Annotated in this window: 12 protein-coding genes; 7 read left to right on the top strand and 5 right to left on the bottom strand. The window is 62.2% G+C overall.

Going from position 1 to position 14,395, the window contains the following annotated elements; translation table 11 throughout:
- Positions 1–67: 67 nt before the first annotated feature.
- Complete coding sequence (locus YUO_RS0121590; protein ID WP_028349143.1) at positions 68–631, bottom strand: nitroreductase family protein; 564 nt, start codon at positions 629–631, stop codon at positions 68–70.
- 126 nt (positions 632–757) lie between these two features.
- Here YUO_RS0121590 and YUO_RS49280 point away from each other — a divergent pair, with 126 nt between their 5' ends.
- Positions 758–928 (top strand): hypothetical protein, encoded by a 171-nt coding sequence (locus tag YUO_RS49280; RefSeq protein WP_488226347.1) that lies wholly within the window; start codon positions 758–760, stop codon positions 926–928.
- Here YUO_RS49280 and thrS read toward each other — a convergent pair.
- A complete protein-coding gene (gene thrS / locus YUO_RS0121585) occupies positions 925–2,967 on the bottom strand; it encodes a threonine--tRNA ligase (RefSeq protein ID WP_028349142.1) in 2,043 nt (680 codons plus the stop codon). The genes YUO_RS49280 and thrS overlap by 4 nt on opposite strands.
- Positions 2,968–3,263: 296 nt before the next feature.
- On the opposite strand from thrS, the gene YUO_RS0121575 reads away from it, so the two are divergent.
- Complete coding sequence (locus YUO_RS0121575) at positions 3,264–4,454, top strand: MFS transporter (protein WP_051379563.1); 1,191 nt, start codon at positions 3,264–3,266, stop codon at positions 4,452–4,454.
- 79 nt (positions 4,455–4,533) lie between these two features.
- On the top strand, positions 4,534–6,870 hold the full coding sequence (locus tag YUO_RS0121570; protein WP_028349139.1) for a TonB-dependent receptor: 2,337 nt from the start codon (positions 4,534–4,536) through the stop codon (positions 6,868–6,870).
- A 170-nt stretch (positions 6,871–7,040) separates the two neighbouring features.
- On the opposite strand, the gene YUO_RS0121565 is transcribed toward YUO_RS0121570, so the two are convergent.
- Positions 7,041–8,357, bottom strand: coding sequence for an alpha/beta hydrolase (locus tag YUO_RS0121565; protein WP_235782784.1), 1,317 nt, complete (start codon positions 8,355–8,357; stop codon positions 7,041–7,043).
- Positions 8,358–8,652: 295 nt separating this feature from the next.
- On the opposite strand from YUO_RS0121565, the gene YUO_RS0121560 reads away from it, so the two are divergent.
- Together YUO_RS0121560 and YUO_RS0121555 are read left to right on the top strand one after the other, a co-directional pair.
- Complete coding sequence (locus tag YUO_RS0121560; RefSeq protein ID WP_028349137.1) at positions 8,653–10,023, top strand: APC family permease; 1,371 nt, start codon at positions 8,653–8,655, stop codon at positions 10,021–10,023.
- A gap of 2 nt (positions 10,024–10,025) precedes the next feature.
- Positions 10,026–11,243, top strand: a complete 1,218-nt coding sequence (locus YUO_RS0121555; RefSeq protein WP_028349136.1) for a hypothetical protein — start codon at positions 10,026–10,028, stop codon at positions 11,241–11,243.
- A 21-nt stretch (positions 11,244–11,264) separates the two neighbouring features.
- Here the strand turns inward: YUO_RS0121555 and yidD are convergent, their stop codons facing one another.
- Entirely contained in the window at positions 11,265–11,618 is a 354-nt protein-coding gene (gene yidD, locus YUO_RS0121550; RefSeq protein ID WP_051379562.1) for a membrane protein insertion efficiency factor YidD, read from the bottom strand.
- A gap of 238 nt (positions 11,619–11,856) precedes the next feature.
- On the opposite strand from yidD, the gene YUO_RS0121545 reads away from it, so the two are divergent.
- Entirely contained in the window at positions 11,857–12,798 is a 942-nt protein-coding gene (locus tag YUO_RS0121545; RefSeq protein WP_028349134.1) for a COG3904 family protein, read from the top strand.
- Between the two features lie 143 nt (positions 12,799–12,941).
- On the opposite strand, the gene YUO_RS0121540 is transcribed toward YUO_RS0121545, so the two are convergent.
- Positions 12,942–13,391 (bottom strand): iron-sulfur cluster assembly scaffold protein, encoded by a 450-nt coding sequence (locus YUO_RS0121540; RefSeq protein ID WP_028349133.1) that lies wholly within the window; start codon positions 13,389–13,391, stop codon positions 12,942–12,944.
- A 244-nt stretch (positions 13,392–13,635) separates the two neighbouring features.
- Here YUO_RS0121540 and folE point away from each other — a divergent pair, with 244 nt between their 5' ends.
- Positions 13,636–14,373, top strand: coding sequence for a GTP cyclohydrolase I FolE (folE, locus tag YUO_RS0121535; RefSeq protein ID WP_028349132.1), 738 nt, complete (start codon positions 13,636–13,638; stop codon positions 14,371–14,373).
- Positions 14,374–14,395 lie beyond the last annotated feature (22 nt).

Below are 14,395 nucleotides of genomic sequence, written 5' to 3'. Positions count from 1 at the left end.
GAGCGATGGATTGCCGGGTCATCCCCGATCAGGTCGGGGACAGGCGCCCGGCAATGACAAGGGAGTCTTAAAACCGCGTCACGATATCGGACAACGCCGGGCGAGGGCGATCCTCTGCCGGCTTCGACGGCGTGCCGATATGAATGAAGCCGACGAGTTTTTCATCCACCTTCAGCCCGAGCCCGTCGAGCACGTCGCGGTCGAAGGCGAACCAGCCGGTCAGCCAGCAGGCGCCATAACCGAGCGCGGTGGCGGCGGTGACGATGTTCATCGCGCTGGCACCCGCGGACAGTTCCTGCTCCCACGCCGGCACCTTGGGATGCGGCTTTGTAAAGCTAACCACGGCGATCACCAGCGGCGCGTCCATCAGCCGGCGTTTCTCGACCTCGATGTCGGCGGTAGAAGCAGACGGATTCTTCTTCGCGAAGACCTTGGCAATGACGTCTCCGGCCCGCGCGCAGGCGTCGCCCTCGAACACGATGAAGCGCCACGGCGTCAGCTTGCCGTGGTCCGGCACCCGCGCGCCGATGGTCAGGATGGTCTCAAGTTCGCTTGGCGTCGGGCCGGGCCCCCTCATCTCGCGGGGCTTGACCGAGCGGCGGATTTTCAGGAGTTCGATGGCGTCGCGCACAAGGCTCTCTTTCGTAGATCTAGGAATTTCTACCACGCAGATAGGTGAGCGACGAAGCGTATGGAAGCCAATTTAGACCGATTGTGATAGTATGAACCGCACACTCATTGCCTTGAGCCTTCAATCGTGCACAGACCGATCAAATCTGACCGCGAGTATCGCCGAGCCCTCAAAGAGATTGAGGGACTGATTAATGCACGGGCTAATTCACCCGAGGGCAAACAACTCGATGTGTTGGTTGCTCGCGTGGAAGTATGGGAGCGGAAACATGATCCGCTCCACACGTTTTCTTCCTAAGACGCCCGCGCCCGCTTCACGTCCGGCGGTGTCGCTTCCTCGACGAGGGCGGCCAGCGCCTCGGCGGTCGGCATCACCTTCTGTCCGTCGCTGCCGAGCCGGCGGATCGAGACCGAATGGGTCTCGGCTTCCTTCTTGCCGACGACGAGCAGGGCAGGGATTTTCGCCAGCGAGTGCTCGCGGACCTTGTAGTTGATCTTCTCGTTGCGCAAGTCGATCTCGACACGCAGGCCGGCCCGCCGCGCGGCAGCCGCGACCACCTTGGCGTATTCGTCGCCTTCGGAGGTGATGGTCGTCACCACGACCTGGGTCGGCGCCAGCCAGAGCGGGAAATTGCCGGCAAAGTGCTCGATCAGGATGCCGATGAAACGCTCCATCGAGCCGCAGATCGCGCGATGGACCATCACCGGCGCCTTCTTCGAGCCGTCGGCATCGATATAGAACGCGCCGAACCGTTCCGGCAGGTTGAAGTCGACCTGCGTGGTGCCGCATTGCCAGTCGCGGCCGATGGCGTCGCGCAGCACATATTCGAACTTCGGCCCGTAGAACGCGCCTTCGCCGGGGTTGATCGCGGTCTTGATGCGGTTGCTGCCGCTGGCCTGGATTTCCGCCAGCACGGTGGCCATCACGCGCTCGGCATGATCCCACATCTCGTCGGTGCCGACGCGCTTCTCCGGCCGGGTCGAGAGTTTTACGGTGAGCTCGCCGTCGAAGCCGAAATCGGCGTAGGTCGACAGGATCAGCTCGTTGATCTTCAGACACTCGTCAGCAAGTTGCGCCTCAGTACAGAATACGTGTGCGTCGTCTTGTGTAAAACCGCGCACGCGCATCAGGCCGTGCATCGCGCCCGAAGGCTCGTAGCGATGCACCACACCGAACTCGGCGAGACGCAACGGCAGGTCGCGGTAGCTCTTCAGGCCGTGCTTGAAGATCTGCACATGGCCGGGGCAGTTCATCGGCTTCAGCGCAAACCAGCGCTTATCCTCCGCCTCGTCGCCGGCCGATTGCGCCGCAAACATGTTCTCGCGGTACCAGTCCCAATGGCCCGAGGTTTCCCACAGCGCCTTGTCGAGGATCTGCGGCGCGTTGACCTCGTCATAGTCGCCGGTCAACCGGCGGCGCATATAGGCAATCAGCGCCTGGAAGATGGTCCAGCCCTTCGGGTGCCAGAACACCACGCCGGGGCCTTCCTCCTGGAAGTGGAAGAGATCGAGCTCGCGGCCGAGCTTGCGGTGGTCGCGCTTCTCGGCTTCCTCGATCTGCTTGAGGTAGGCGTCGAGCTCTTCCTGCTTGGCGAACGCCGTGCCGTAGATGCGCGTCAGCATCGGGTTGTTGGCGTCGCCGCGCCAATAGGCGCCTGCCACCTTCATCAGCTTGAACGCGTTGCCGATCTTGCCGGTCGAGTTCATGTGCGGCCCGCGGCACAGATCGAACCAGTCGCCCTGGAAATAGATCTTGATCGGCTCGTCGCCGGGAATGGTGTCGACCAGCTCGACCTTGAAGGCCTCGCCTTTGTCGCGGAACACCTGCTTGGTCTTTTCGCGATCCCAGACTTCCTTCGTGAAGGGCTTGTCGCGCGCGATGATCTCGCGCATCCGCTTTTCGATCGCCGCGAAATCTTCCGGCGTGAACGGCTCGTTGCGGAAGAAGTCGTAATAGAAGCCGTTCTCGATCACCGGGCCGATCGTGACCTGCGTGCCCGGCCACAGCGACTGCACCGCTTCGGCCAGCACATGCGCGCAGTCGTGCCGGATCAGTTCGAGCGCGCGCGGGTCTTCACGGCTGATGAGTTCGATCTTCGCATCGCGCGAAATCGGATCGTTGAGATCGGCGAGCACGCCGTCCAGCGCCATCGCGACCGTGCGCTTGGCGAGCGAGGGCGATATGCCCTTGGCGACGTCGAGCCCGGTGATGTCCTTGGCGAAGTCGCGCTTCGCGCCGTCGGGGAAGGTAAGGGTGATTTTTTGCACGGGTTCGGCCGGTTTCAAATTCGCAAGGCCAAATTGGAACCCCGATGCGGGTGCATTGCTGTCAGGCATTGGCATCTCCTAAAGCTCACTCCTGCGAACGAGCGCAGGTAAGCGGGAAAGCAGCGGTATAGCAGGGGATTCGGCCCCTGCAATCGGGCAATTTCGCGAAATAGGCGGTGATGGCAGGGCCGCAGGGCAAACATTTGGCCCCATCGTCCGCGAAAGAATGCTTCTCCGTCACGGCGACGTGCGCAGAGCCGCTCGGCATCAGCGCCGTCAAATCAATGAAACTCATAACAAGCGATGACAAATAATCCGGTATCGCGTCCTTTTCTTGGCAGGGCTCACAGGCTACATGCATCTGCATGAAACATGTGCCCGGGCCCGTCCACGCCGAGCGCCGCTTTGCACCGACTGCGCTGATGCTCGGCAACGTCGTCACCGGCTGCTCGGTGCTGGCCCCGGCGGGCATGCTGGTCGAACTGTCTGCCGGTCTTGACGTCTCGATCCGCACCGCTGGTCTTCTGATCACCTTCGGCGCGATCATGCTGTGCGTCGGTTCGCCGATCACGGCGTGGCTGACTTCCAGGATTGAGCGCCGCACCCTGCTGACGGCCACCCTTGCCGTGCTGGCGCTTACCAACATTGCCTCCGCCTTTGCGCCTGACTATGCGAGCCTGCTCGCCATTCGCCTGGTCATGCTGGCTATCGGCGCGCTCTACACGCCGCAAGCGGCGGGAACGGCGGCACTGATCGTGCCTGAAGCAAGACGCGGCAGTACCATCGCCTATATCTTTCTCGGCTGGTCGCTGGCGGCGGCCGTCGGCCTGCCGGCGATCACCTTCATCGCCAGTCGCTATGGCTGGCAGGCGGTCTATGGCGCCATCGGTGCAATGAGCTGCCTGAGTTTCCTCCTGCTGGCGTGGCGCCTGCCGGGTGGGCTGATAGGCGCGCCGGTCGACCTGAAGACATGGGCGGCGATCGGCCGCAACCGGGTGATCCTGCTGTTGTTGTTGATTACGACCGCGCAGATGTCCGGCCAGTTCGTGGTGTTCACCTATATGGGCCCGTTGCTGGCGCGGCTGACGGGGGCAGGCCCGGACCCAATCGCCATGGTATTCGCCGTCTACGGCGTCTGCGGCGTCATCGGCACTGCGATTGGGACCCGAATCGTCGATTCCTGGGGCGCGTGGAAGACCTCGATGCTGTTCACGTCGATATTGCTGGCAGGCGTGACCGGATGGGCGCTCAGTGCCGGCATCTATTCGCTGATGGCTGTCTCCGTCGCGATCTGGGGTATTGGATTTGCTTCCACCAATTCTATGCAGCAGGTGAGGTTGGTCGGCGCCGCGCCTGCGTTGGCGTCTGCATCGGTGTCGCTCAATACATCCGTGCTCTACGTCGGGCAGGCCATTGGTTCAGCCATCGGCGGTTTTCTGTACGCGCGCGATCTCCTTTTCGCCAATGGCTATGTCGGGGCGGCCTTTGTCGCGTTGGCGTTGGTGACGGTGATCCTGACCATGCCGAAAAAGGGCCAGGGAAGCGCACCGCGCTGATGCTGGCCGAAGACTTTTGACATCCTTACGCGAGTTCCATAGATGTTATGTTATAACATTGCGCTAAGGGCCGTAAGTAATGGAAAAGATTGGCAATTGGTATGAAGTCGGGAGGCGGATCGGACGCCGAATCCGGTTCTTGGCAGTTCTGGCCGCAGCATCCTTTGCCGAGGGCGGTGGACGGCCCGCAATCGCTCAAACCACCCCTCAGGCTGTCCTGCCTGCGATTACCGTAGAAGGACGGCCAGCCACCAAGCAAAAGCAGCGAACGAGCAAGCGCTTGCAGATGCGGGCTGCGTCCGTCGCGCGCCAGGCGCAGACCGGCGCGGATCGAGCGCCGCAAGGCCCAATCGACGGATGGCCAGGTGGCTTGCCGCGCGACCACATCCGTTCGACGACCGATCTCAACGTGCCCAATACGACCGGATCGCGACTGCCGGGCACGGCTCGCGACATCCCCGGCAGCGTGGAGAGCGTCAATCAGGCGACGATGCAGGAGCGAGGCAAGACTAGTTGGGTGGACGCCCTTCAAGGCTTGACCGGCTTTACGTCCGCCGTCCGGCCAGGAGCTGCCGGCGTTGCATCGACGCGGGGGTTCACCGAGAACGGCATCGCAGTGCTCTATGATGGAGTCCGTGTCACCAACACCACGATCAGCACGCGCAACTACGACAGCTTCATTTTCGATAGGGTAGACGTGCTGCGCGGACCGGCGTCGGTCCTTTACGGTGAAGGTGCCATCGGCGGCGCCATCAATCTCGTTCGCAAGCAACCGAGCGGGGTCACCGAGCCGTGGGAAACAATCTCCTCGCTCACTACTCGCGAAGGCGTCCGCCAGGCCGTGGGAAAGGGAGGTCCGCTGGGGAACGGCTTCTCTTATCGACTCGACGGCGTCGTCAACGGATACAACGGCCCGGTCGACGACAACCAGGTCAGATACGGCAATGTCGCAGGCGCCTTGCGCTGGGACGTGACGCCGCAATTGTCATCGACCGTCGATTTTGACTACATGAAATCGAAAATCGAGAACGCGTATTGGGGCACGCCCCTGGTGCGAGGGCAAATCCGTCCCGATCTCCGCGAGGTCAACTACAACAACCTGCCGAACAACAAATACGATGACAGTGTGCTGTGGCTGCGCTGGAATACGACGTATGACACCGAGGAGTTAAAGATCCGCAATCGCTTCTGGTCCTATCAATCCGATCGCGATTGGATCAACACGTACCGCTTTGCCTATATTCCCGCAGGCGGCACCTGCTCTTTCCGCGGGCAGAACCTCCTCAACAACACCGGTACAGACCAAGTCTGCCGGCAAACATGGGAGAATCTCGGCTACGACCATCGCTTTATCGGCGATCGTTTCGACGTGAACTGGAACGGCAGCTTGGGAGCGATGCCGCTGTCGACTGTCATGGGCGTTGAGGTTGCAAGCACGCGATGGGACAGTCCGCGCAACGAGGTGACATCGCTTCAACTCGTCGATCCCTATAATCCGGCACCGACGGACTTCTTCACGCGAGGCACTGCACGGACACAAAACGTGCGCGCGGATCTGACGCAGAAGGCGGTTTTCGGCGAGGCGCGCCTGGAGGTGCTCAAAGGGGTCAAAATTGTTGGCGGGTTTCGGGTCGATCAAATGGAGGTGGACTACAATCGACGGCCGGCGAACCAGCTCTACAGCAAGACGTTCGAACCCAGCACGTATCGCATGGGTGCACTGTGGGACATTCGCGCCGATACGACGCTCTACGCGCAATATGCAACTGCGGTTGAGCCGCGCTTCGCTCTGTTCACATTGGGCGTCACCGATACTCCCTTCAGCCTCACCAATGCGCGCCAGGTGGAGGGCGGTATCAAACACGCCTTCGCGAATGGACGAGGTGAGCTGTTGGCGGCCGTCTATCAGATCGAAAAGACCGATATCCCCTCAACCGATCCTCTGACGGGATTCACGGTTCAGGTGGGCAAGCAGTTATCCAGCGGCTTTGAGATTTCCGGCAGTTATCGCCCGATGGAGACTTTGCGCCTTGAGGCGAACTTTGCCTACGTGAGTGCCCGGTATGACGAATATCGAACCAGTACGACCGCGAACTACACGGGTAATACGCCGCCGAATGTGCCGCAGGTCGTGGCGAACTTTGGTGCCACGTGGCAGCCGTTCACAAACTGGGCGGTCGGCGCGTGGATCAATCACAGGGCCTCCATCAAGGCTGACGATGCCAACGTCGTGACGTTGCCGTCTGCCACCATCGCGGATGTTTTTGCCACCTACCGTTTTGCGCGAAACGCCGACCTGACATTCCGCGTTCGCAATATCACCGACGCGGTCTATTCAGCATGGGCCACGGATGCGAACTACGTCATTCTCGGCGCGCCGCGGACCTTCGAGCTTTCTCTCCGTACGCGGTGGTAGGGATCCTGGAATGCTCGTTCGCAGCAGGCGTCGTCGTGCTCCGCCGGCTGCAACGCGCACGGTTTCCGAGGCCGGCAAAGCGTCCGTGTTCGGACACGGGACACGCGCAATCAAAATGACCATTCGATCCGGGATGATGGCAGGCACGCCGCGATACCGCGCCGAGGCTGTTAGCGATTGGCGTAGGGCGCACCGGCGAGGCGGGTCAAAGCCGGCGTTGCGGCCATTTTGACCAGCACGTCCTTGACCGGATGCTCGGTCCAGGCCTGCGTCACGTAATCGCGATGGGTGACGCCATCAGGCGTCTGCACGAACACGACGCTGCCGGGACGCAGCGGCTCGTCCATGCTCTCGGCGACGGTGATGCCTCGGTCGCGGAGCATCTGCATCAGCTCGAGGTCGTGCCGCTTGGTGTAGCGGGTATACGAAGAGACAAAGAAGCCGGTCCGGTTTTTCTCGATCCATGACGCGAACTTGTCGAGCTCGCCATAGACGGCGTCGAGCAGGAACACACCGCGGACCCGGTTCGGGAGGCCGCCGACTTCGAGACTCCACGCCGTCGGCAGGAAGCCGCCGCTATAACCGACGATCACGATCGGCATGTTGGCGAACGCCTGCGCCGACTTCGGATCGCCGTAGAGGCGGGCGAGGTGGCTTGCTGACTCCTCGATGAAGCGCTTGAAGCCGCCCGGCTGCCAGAACTTGCCGGCCGAGGAGTCGGCGGCGTTGACAGCCATTTGCGGGGCGAGCAGCACGGCGTTGACGCCTGAATCCGAGATTTGCTGCGGCACCAATTGGCGGTCGCGGACGTCGCGTTCCAGCGTCGCGCCGTTGCCGTGGAAGAACACCACGATCACGCCCGGCTTCCTGACATCGAACGTCTCGGGGACATGTACCAGGACGCGGCTGTCGTTGTAGGTCTCGTCCTGCCAATAAACCCGTCCACTAAAGGTCTTGTGGCCCTGGCGGTCACCCTTGGTGATGTTGAGGAAGGGCTCCTCGGAGCGTGGGTTGGTGCCGAAATAGGGGAAGGCTGAGGATTTCATGCTGACGAGCGTGGTCAGCTCTTCGCGCTCGGTGCGGGGCAGGGTCAGCGTCGGCGTCAGTGAGGCGACCCGCACCGGCTCGGTACGTACCGCGTGCGGCTCCGGTGCCGGCGCGAGCGCGGCCTGGTGCTGGATCTGCGGCAGGCTTTCACGGGAGGTCGGGAAACGATCGGCGAATTGCGGATTGGGGAAACGGTCTTCGAAGCCGTCGGCCGAGGCCTGGGACTTGGCTGCCCTAGATTTTGCGCCTTGTGCGTTCGCGGCCAGCGTGCCGGCGTCGGGCGCCTTGCCGCATTGAACGAGCACGAAGGACAGCGGCACGATCAGCGCCGTCAGCGCGAGCCACTGCCATCGACGAGGTAGGGCGCGCTGCGACACGGCCGATACCGCCGAGCGTATGGCGCGATCGATTGTCGGGAAATTCGGATCAGCTCCGACCATCCATCCCAATGCCCCAAGATCCACCGTCAACCGGCGTAAGCTCGCACGCGTTTAGGCGACGTTAAGCGTCCGGAAAAACTCCCCGCATCCGGAAGCCCAAGAAGACCATGCAATCGTGTCGCGATTGTGGGTCCGCCACGATGTCTTCGCAATCCAGTAGTGGCGCGGTGCGCTTGGAGGTATCATGCAACCTATTTTGTGTCTCAGTTTAAACCCTTGTTAACATTGCTTGAATTGAAGCGCGTCAGCCTGCACGATGAGCTCCTGGCTGGGCGCGCTGAAGGTACGATCCGAGATGGCGGCATCAGAAACGGGAAGCCCGGTCTGGCCTGGCTCGCGCTCCGGCAGCGGCTCGACCGTTTCGGTCCTGGTGGCGGTTGCCATCGTGGTTGCCGATATGGTCGGTGTCGGCGTCTTCACCAGCCTCGGCTTTCAGGTCAAGGACATCCCCTCGGGCTTTTCCATCCTGCTGCTGTGGACGGTCGGCGGCATCGTCGCGCTGTGCGGGGTGTTTTCCTACGGCGAGCTCGGCGCGATGTTTCCGCGCTCGAGCGGTGAGTACAATTTCCTCGGCCGGGCCTATCACCCGGCCTTCGGTTTCGTGGCGGGCTGGGTGTCGGCGACGGTCGGCTTTGCAGCGCCAGTGGCGCTCGCCGCCATGGCGTTTGGCGAGTACGGCAAGTCGGTGCTGCCCAACGCGCCGCCGCTGGCACTTGCGATCGGCGTGGTCTGGCTGGTGTCGCTGGTGCAACTCGCCGGCATTAGGCACTCCTCGACCTTTCAACTGGTCGCGACCATCCTGAAGGTGGTGCTCATCATGGCCTTCCTGGTCTGCGGCTTCGCGATCGGCACTGCGCAGCCGGTTTCGTTCGCGCCATCGGCGTCCGACTTCACCCATATCGTCAGCGCACCATTCGCGATCAGCCTTGTGTTCGTGATGTATTCGTTCTCAGGATGGAACGCGGCAACTTACATTATCGGCGAGGTGAGATTGCCGGAGCGCAACGTGCCGCGGGCGATGCTGGTCGGAACACTGATCGTGCTCGTGTTGTATGTCGCGCTCAACGCCGTGTTCCTGCACACCGCGCCGATCGACAAGCTTGCGGGCCAGCTCGATGTCGCCCGCATCTCCGGCAGCTACATCTTCGGCGAACTCGGCGGCCGCATCGTCGGCGCGATGATCTGCTTCGGGCTGATCTCCTCGATCAGCGCGATGATGTGGATCGGGCCGCGCGTCATGATGACGATGGGCGAGGACATTCCGGTGCTGCGGCCGTTCGCCAGCCGCTCGGCCGGCGGTGCGCCGGCCTACGCCATTCTGTTTCAGCTCACGGTCGCGAGCCTGTTGTTGCTTACGCGCAGCTTCGAGGCAGTGCTCGACTTCATCCAGTTCGCGCTACTGTTCTGCTCGTTCTTTACCGTGCTCGGGGTGATCAAGCTGCGCATCACGCAGCCGGACCTGCCGCGGCCCTACCGTGCCTGGGGATACCCGGTAACCCCTGTGGTTTTCCTGCTCGTGACCGGGTTCATGATGTACTACCTTCTGACCGAACGGCCGTTGCAGTCGCTGCTGGGTCTTTTGATCATGTTCTCAGGTCTCTTGATTTACGCCGTCTTCCGCAAGCGGCCAGATCAAGTCGCCGTGGCCGCAGCGGGTCGCGAATGAGCATGCTGCACTACCTGAGAACGGCGACGCTTGCTGCTGTCATGCTGCTGGCGGCCGCGGCTGCCGTCCGTGCCCAATCCGCAACGGTGGACGACACCGCGAAATTTCTCGCAGGCCTGATGCCCTCGGCGGACTCGCCGCTGGCGCCGCTCACCAAAGATCCCGCCTGGCAACGGCACGCCAAATTCTTCGACACCGCGTTCGGCCAACTCGAGCAGCGCCAAATATCGCGGATCCGCGCCTGGGCAGATACCAATCTGGCGGCGCCGAAGCCGACCATGTTCTACATGTTCTCAGGCCCGGATTTTCTCTATGCAAACGCTTTCTATCCCAAAGCCTCGACCTACGTGCTGAGTGCGCTCGAGCCGGTCGGCTCGGTGCCCGATCTGACGCGATTGCCGCGCGGCGGCATCGCGTCCGCGCTCTACAACGTCGAACGTTCGCTCAGTTCAATCCTGAGCTTCAGCTTCTTCATCACCAAGCAGATGAAGACCGATCTGCAGGCGGGCCAGATCAGCGGCACCTTGCCGATCCTCTATGTGTTTCTGGCGCGCTCGGGCATGGCCGTGAAGGACGTCAGTCCGATCTCGCTGGACGACAAGGGCGCGGCGCATTTCGCAGGCGAAAATCCCGGACCGAACGCCGTGCGTGGCGTGCGCATCATCTTCACCGGCAGCGACGGTCAGGAAAAGACCCTGTATTACTTCTCGACCGATCTCTCCAACTCCGGCGTGAAGGCGAGCGGATTCCTGAAATTCTGCGCAACGCTCGCGCCCGGCAACAGCCTGATCAAGAGCGCGTCGTACCTCCCGCATTCCGGCAACTTCACCACGGTGCGCGACTTCCTGCTCAACAACAGCGCCACCATCATCCAGGACGATTCCGGAATTCCGCTCGCTTACTACAGCACGAGGAAATGGCGTTTGTTCCCGTTCGGCCGCTATCTCGGACCGATCGACGAATTCCCGGGACGCTACCAGGCGTCATATGCGGCACTCTTTCAGCGCGCACAGCCTCTCGATTTCGGGATCGGCTATCGCTGGCGCACGCCAGAATCGAATTTGCTGTTGTCGGTAAGATTGCCCGACGATGGGTCGCCCGCCACGGACGCCGTGTCATCCGTCGAGACGCCGCCGCCACCGCCGCGTCCGCGAAGGCCGCGACCGCCGGCGGATATCGGATCTTGGCCAAGGGGCGATGGATTCTTCTTCTGGCGCTAAACTAGAAAGCTGATGCGCGCATCATGGGCCGTTGACGCCGCGCCACCGTCCGTAGCGCCACGGCAGATACCATCGCGCACCGGCGGGCGCCGTAAGCGGCACGTTGTCGATGCCGGACGTGCCCCAGGGATGGCAGCGCAACAGCCGCGCCAACGTCATCCAGCCGCCGCCCCACAAGCCGAAACGTTCGATCGCTTCGTCGCCATACACCGAGCATGTCGGCAGATGCCGGCAGTTGTAGCCGACCAGCAGCGACAGCGAATGCCGATAGATCCATATCAGCGCGCGTCCCGCATTGCGCGGCAGACGACGGGCGATGCTGGCACAATCCGTGCATTGTTTTTGCTGTGATGACGAAGGATCTGCAGATGCCATGCAGCACAATGTACGTAGTCTTACGGGAGTTCCCAAGCAAGGAACTCAATTCCTGCAGATATTTAGCCACACTTAGGAATTATCGCACTGCAATGCAGCGTACCAAGCCAAGGTATTATGGACGACACACGTCAGCACAGTTACCGTTTTCATACGGATCGATGACAGAATCATCTCGCGCTAAAACGGGGCCATCGCCACCAGTCGTAGACGGGGCTGCTTGGGGGAAGGAACCAAATTGAGGTTTGAGACGTCGCTGAAACTTCGCGGCTGGGCCCTTCTCGGTGCCACCGCCTTTTGCCTCGCATTGCCGGGCGCGATCACGATGCTGGGTAATTCGGCGTATGCCGGTGGTACCCTCGAAGAACGCAAACAGCCAATGCATTTCAAGTGGAATGCATGCCAGCCGGATTGCAAGGGCTGGGTCTCGGCCGTCGGCATCGTTACAGCGGATAGCCCGCGGGCGTTCGACGAATTCGCCAAGGGCCGCCAACTCGCCGGCGCGACCATCGTGCTGGATTCCAGCGGCGGCTCGGTCAACGACTCCATCGCGCTTGGCAGGCGGTTCCGCAGCCTCGGCGCGCTGACGACCGTCGGCACCACGGTGCGCACGAAGACTCCGCGTGGCGAACGCGTCAGCGTGGCGCCCGAAGCCTATTGCGAGTCGATGTGTGTATTCCTGCTGCTGTCGGGCAAGACGCGTTACGTGCCGCCCGCCGCACATGTCCGCGTGCACCAGATCTGGATGGGCGACCGCGCCGATGACGCCAAGGGCTCGAGCTACAGCGCGCAGGACCTGATGATCGTGCAACGCGATATCGGTCGCCTCACGAAATATACCTTCGACATGGGTGGCACCGGCGATTTGCTGTCGCTCGCGCTCAGTGTTCCGCCGTGGGAAGATTTGCACCAATTGTCGCGCGATGAATTGCGCCTAAGCAATCTCATCACGACCGAGGTGGTCGCCGATGTGTTCCCGCAGGACAACGCCTCGGTGCCAATGGCCGAGGCCAAGCCTTCCAAGCCGCAGGATCGCTTCGTCAGTTCCGTAATGGAGGGTGACGCGACGCAGCCGGGCAAGTCGACCAAGACTGCCGAAGCCGCGGTTCCGACCGGCGGGTCTGCGGCCGCGCCGGCCCAGCCGGCTCAGCCGCAACAGAATCAGCCGCAACAGAAATAGGCTGCATCCCGACAGACGTTGTCATCATCCGCAAAAGCGGATGATCCGGTACGCCGCGGCGCTTGTGATCAAACGAGAATTCCCGGCGTACTGGATGCCCGCCTTCGCGGGCATGACAGGATTGGGTAGGCGGGGGGCTTCGCTCACGCCTGCGCCGGCTGCTTTGCCTTGGCTTCGATCTGGCCGATGGCGTCGACCACGGCGTCGAAGGTCAGCATGGTCGAGGCGTGGCGGGCCTTGTAGTCGCGGACCGGCTCGAGCAGGGCGATGTCGGCCCATTTGCCCTGCGGGGGACCGCCGTTTTCCTTCAGCATCTTACGCACGGTTTCTCGCAATTCACGTAACTCGCTAGCCGTCGAGCCCACCACATGGCTTGCCATGATCGAGGAAGAGGCCTGTCCGAGCGCGCATGCCTTCACGTCATGGGCGAAGTCGCTGACCACGGGCCCGTCCATCTTAAGGTCGACCTTGACGGTCGAGCCGCACAGCTTGGAGTGGGCGGTGGCGCTGGCGTGGGGGTCGGGAAGGCGACCGAGGCGGGGGATGTTGCCCGCCAATTCAATGATCCGCTTGTTGTAGATGTCGTTCAGCATGAGAATCAGTGTCCCGGGCGACGATCCGAGCGCCCTTGGCGGCTGGGTTTCATCGTCCTATATATGGACAGGAACGGCGGAAAAACAGCCCGGCCGTTTGCCGTAGGCGGACGGACATGGACCAGACATGGAAACCAGTTCGGCCGTCCACGTGTTGTGGATGGGACTCAGGCGCCCGGCGGCAAAACCGCCCCGTCTGCCCGGTGACACTCCGGTCTCTGCAGGCCGGTCGAACGGAGAAGACATGGACGCATTGATCAAATCCCTCCGCCCTGGCAAGCCTTCCGATTTGAAGTCTTCCGATTTGAAGCCTTCCGAAGTGAAATCACCCGACGTGGCCCCGGAAGCCCGCCCCGCCGAACTCGATCCGGCCGAGTTCCTGGCCGCTGCCGTCCGCGCCGACCTGCCGCGCCCGTCGCGCGCCGAGGCCGAACACGCCGTACACACGCTGCTCAGCTATATCGGCGAAAATCCCGATCGCGAGGGTTTGCTGGATACGCCCCGCCGCGTGGTCGAAGCCTTCGACGAGCTCTATCAGGGCTATCATCAGTGCCCGGCCGAGGTGCTGGACCGCACCTTTGGCGAGACTGCCGGCTATGACGACTTTGTCCTGGTCCGCGATATCGAATTCACCTCGCAATGCGAGCATCACATGATGCCGTTCTACGGCAAGGCGCATATCGCCTATACGCCGGTAGAGCGGGTGGTCGGATTGTCGAAGCTGGCGCGGCTCACCGATATCTTCGCCCGCCGCCTGCAGACCCAGGAGCACCTGACGGCCCAGATCGCGGCTGCGATCGACGAGGTGTTGAAACCCCGCGGCGTTGCCGTGCTGATCGAGGCGGAGCATACCTGTATGTCGGTGCGCGGCGTCGCCAAGCATGGCGCGATGACGTTCACCAGCCGCTTCACCGGCATGTTCCGCGACAATCCGGCGGAGCAGCAGCGTTTCCTGTCCTTGGTGCGAGGGCCGAACCGGTAGCCTCGCCGAATTTCTCCGCGAG

The sequence above is a fragment of the Bradyrhizobium murdochi genome (assembly GCF_000472965.1).
GTDB classification, from domain to species: Bacteria; Pseudomonadota; Alphaproteobacteria; order Rhizobiales; family Xanthobacteraceae; genus Bradyrhizobium; species Bradyrhizobium murdochi.
This window is presented reverse-complemented; position numbering and strand designations above follow the sequence as displayed.